Annotated in this window: 4 protein-coding genes; 1 reads left to right on the forward strand and 3 read right to left on the reverse strand. The window is 56.3% G+C overall.

The genetic code is table 11. The features are described from left to right. Positions 1 to 51: 51 nt before the first annotated feature. The gene (locus NW837_RS07795; RefSeq protein ID WP_414330436.1) at positions 52 to 723 is read right to left on the reverse strand and encodes a response regulator; all 672 of its coding nucleotides are present in this window, start codon (positions 721 to 723) and stop codon (positions 52 to 54) included. A gap of 253 nt (positions 724 to 976) precedes the next feature. Beyond that, complete coding sequence (gene rbsK, locus NW837_RS07800) at positions 977 to 1,894, reverse strand: ribokinase (protein ID WP_414330437.1); 918 nt, start codon at positions 1,892 to 1,894, stop codon at positions 977 to 979. 388 nt (positions 1,895 to 2,282) lie between these two features. On the opposite strand from rbsK, the gene NW837_RS07805 reads away from it, so the two are divergent. Continuing rightward, positions 2,283 to 2,594, forward strand: coding sequence for a YbjQ family protein (locus NW837_RS07805; protein ID WP_414330438.1), 312 nt, complete (start codon positions 2,283 to 2,285; stop codon positions 2,592 to 2,594). Positions 2,595 to 2,647: 53 nt separating this feature from the next. Here the strand turns inward: NW837_RS07805 and NW837_RS07810 are convergent. Beyond that, positions 2,648 to 3,086, reverse strand: a 439-nt coding sequence (locus tag NW837_RS07810) for a YebC/PmpR family DNA-binding transcriptional regulator (RefSeq protein WP_414330439.1), incomplete at its 5' end; no start/stop codon positions are given.

Below are 3,086 nucleotides of genomic sequence, written 5' to 3' on the forward strand. Positions count from 1 at the left end.
AGGGGGAAACTTGGTCTACTATATCCCTCTCAATGACTTTTGCCAAACTGCCTAAAGCTCAGTAAATTCAGCAAAGTTCAGGGTTTTGGGGGTTAGAGGCATGCTCTCAATTTGGTCGTTGCTGACTTCTAACTTGTCGTAGAGGTTGCGCACTAACTTGTCGTAGAGGTTGCGCAGACGGTTGGTTACCCCTCGGCGGGACAAAAAGCGTCGTGCAGCAATGGCCTGGTCGGTGAGGCCGAGGGCAATGTCGATCAACACTTCGTACTCGGCGTCGCTGAGACCGGTGATTTTGTTTTGTGAACGGGAATCGACCCCGCGCACCTCTCGGTCGATCACGCATTGCTCATCCTGCACCACCGCTTGGATGGCACTGACCAATTTTTCATCGGTGCAATTTTTCAAAAGGTAGCCATAGACAGTTTGCGGAGGCACGATCTTGTGCAGCTCCCGCACATAGACTTCATCGGCAAAATGCGACCAAAAAATGATGCGCGTGCTGGGGCACTCTGACCAAACCTGCCGCGCTACCTCGATCCCGGTCATCTCAGGCATGCGAATGTCCATCAACACAAAGTTGGGGTGGTGCTGACGGTAAAGTTCCAACGCCTCTCGGCCATTCGAGGCCATGTATACCGGGCCGAACTCAGGCAAATGTTGCGTCAGTAGGCTATGGACATGCTGACGGTAAAGAGCGTCATCTTCAGCAAGGAGGGTACTCACAGGCCTTTATCAGAATTACCGAATACTTTCTTTTCACTACCTAACTCTAAAGACACCCACAAGGGAAGACAAGGCACTATTGAGCAGTACTCAATGGAGCAAGGGATCCCCTCCGCCGGCTATGAGTAGCAGCTCGGAAAAAGGATTTGGCCCCGCTCTGTCCTGTGGAGGTTGCGGTTTCCCCATAGCGCTCACGCAAACGGCCAATGAACTTCTCCACCGCAGACGTCGAAAACTTTTGATAAGCAGCAGTCTATGCTGTTTCTACGGCAGAGGCCAAAAATGCCTCAATCTCAGAGCGTTGGGGCAAGCTGGGTTGGGCTCCTGCACGGGTTACAACCAAGGCAGCGGCGGCATTGGCAAAACGCAGGGCTTCCCTCAGGGATCCCCCGGCAGCCAAACAAGCAGCTAAGGCCCCACAAAACCCATCTCCGGCAGCGGTGGTATCCACCACTTCCACAGGATGAGCTGGCCAATGGCCACTTTCTTCCCCATCTGCCCAGACCAGCCCTGCCCCTCCCAAGGTAAGGATAACGGCTGGGATCCCGTGCTTCTGGAGCTCCTGAGCGATCTTTTGGGCTTGTTCCGGCGTTTCCACAGGGGATTGGGCAAGGGCAGCCGCTTCGGTTTCGTTGAGCACCAAGTAGCGAACCCGGCGCAACAGGGATCCCGGCAATGGCACGATGGGCGCAGGGTTGAGCAAAATCGGGATCCCTTGGGCAGAGGCTTGTTCTGCTGCAGCCTGCACAGTGGGCAGGGGGATTTCCAGCTGCAGCAGGAGCAGGGCCGCCGGGGTAAAGGGAGGCAAATGCTCCGGCAGATAGCGACCATTGGCCCCAGGGCTGACCACAATTCTGTTTTGCCCGCCGGGATCCACTGTGATCAAAGCTAGGCCGCTGGGCCCCTCCAACTGCCTCAGGTGGCGGGTATCCACGCCGTTGTGCTCCAGGTTCTCTTGGAGCAGACGCCCAAACTCATCGGATCCCACCGCTCCCCACATTTCCACCTGGGCTCCCGCCCGCGCCGCTGCCACCGCTTGATTGGCTCCCTTACCGCCAGGGTAGGTGGCGTAGTCGGATCCCAGCACCGTTTCCCCAGGGCCGGGATGATGGGGCACCTGCACCACCAAATCCATGTTCAAGCTACCCACCACTCGGATCGGGCCTGCCATCGGGCTTGTGGGGAAATCCTGTTGGAAAAGCAGAGATCTAGAGATCTTTGGTTTGGATCCCTGGGCAGCTATTGTATCAGCCGCCGGTCTTGGCCAGGGATCCCCTTGAGCGCCCTACCACGCGGCAAGGGCTGATAGCAGTCGTGGTTTTTATTACCATCTATTTCAACTGATCGCGCTAGCGGGCCGGAGGCCTTAGCAGGAAGCAACCGGTCGTTTGTTTCACCTCAACGGTGAGATAAATGACTATGCGTTGTGGAACGGTTATCTGTAGGGATTGGTCGCCCTTCGACATATCGCCACTCTGCTGAAAACACAGGGCAAGAACCCGATTCCAAAGGTTGAGGATCCCGACTATCTTGGTGGGTGTTGACCCAGGAAGCAAGCCATGCTGCTGACCACTACAGACGTGCTCCAAGGTAGAGAGGTTGAGCGTTACTTGGGCATTGTTACCGCCGAGGTAGTTTATGGCACCAATGTTCTACGGGACTTCCTTGCTACCCTCCGCAACATCATCGGGGGACGCACAAGAACCTATGAAGAAGTTCTCGAGAATGCCCAGAAAAAGGTTTTGGAAGAGTTGGAGCAGCGAGCCAAACGTTTGGGAGCAAATGGCATCCTAGGCGTTAGCATTCATACCAACATGAGCACGACAATGATCCTCGTTACCGCCGCCGGCACCGCCGTTAAGCTCCGCTGACGGATGCTTCTGTTGAAGGTTTCCCTTTCTCGGAAGATGATGGCAGCCTGTTCTCAGGCCAGGCTTTCCATCACCGCCTCGTCGATCTCGAAATTGGCATAGACATTCTGCACATCGTCTAGGTTGTCGAGACGCTCCATCAGGGCAAGCACTGACTTGGCCGTATCGGGATCCTCCACATGCACCTCAGTGGATGGGATCCAGCGGATGGCCGCATCTTGCACTGGGTAGCCCTCTTTTTTCAGGTAGGTGGCCACCTGCTCCAGCAAAGAGTAGTCGCAGTACACCTCTGCTCCTGTGCCTTCCACCTTGAAGTCGTCTCCTCCCGCTTCCGCCACCGCCAGCAACAGGGCTTCGGGATCCAACACCTCCTCCAGGCTGATCACCCCTTTTTGCCGGAACAGCCAGCTCACGCAGCCGGCTTCTCCCAAGCTGCCGCCGGTTTTGCTGAAGGCTTCTCGCACCTCGGCAGCCGTGCGGTTGCGGTTGTCG

Origin of the sequence: Synechococcus sp. R6-10, assembly GCF_047461815.1 — a bacterium.
In the GTDB taxonomy this organism is placed as follows: domain Bacteria; phylum Cyanobacteriota; class Cyanobacteriia; order Thermostichales; family Thermostichaceae; genus Thermostichus.

Excerpts from the sequence above, each read along its gene's own strand:
- rbsK (WP_414330437.1), bottom strand. The coding sequence starts at position 1,894 with ATGGCAGGCCCGATCCGAGTGGTGGGTAGCTTGAACATGGATTTGGTG.
- NW837_RS07805 (WP_414330438.1), top strand. The coding sequence starts at position 2,283 with ATGCTGCTGACCACTACAGACGTGCTCCAAGGTAGAGAGGTTGAGCGT.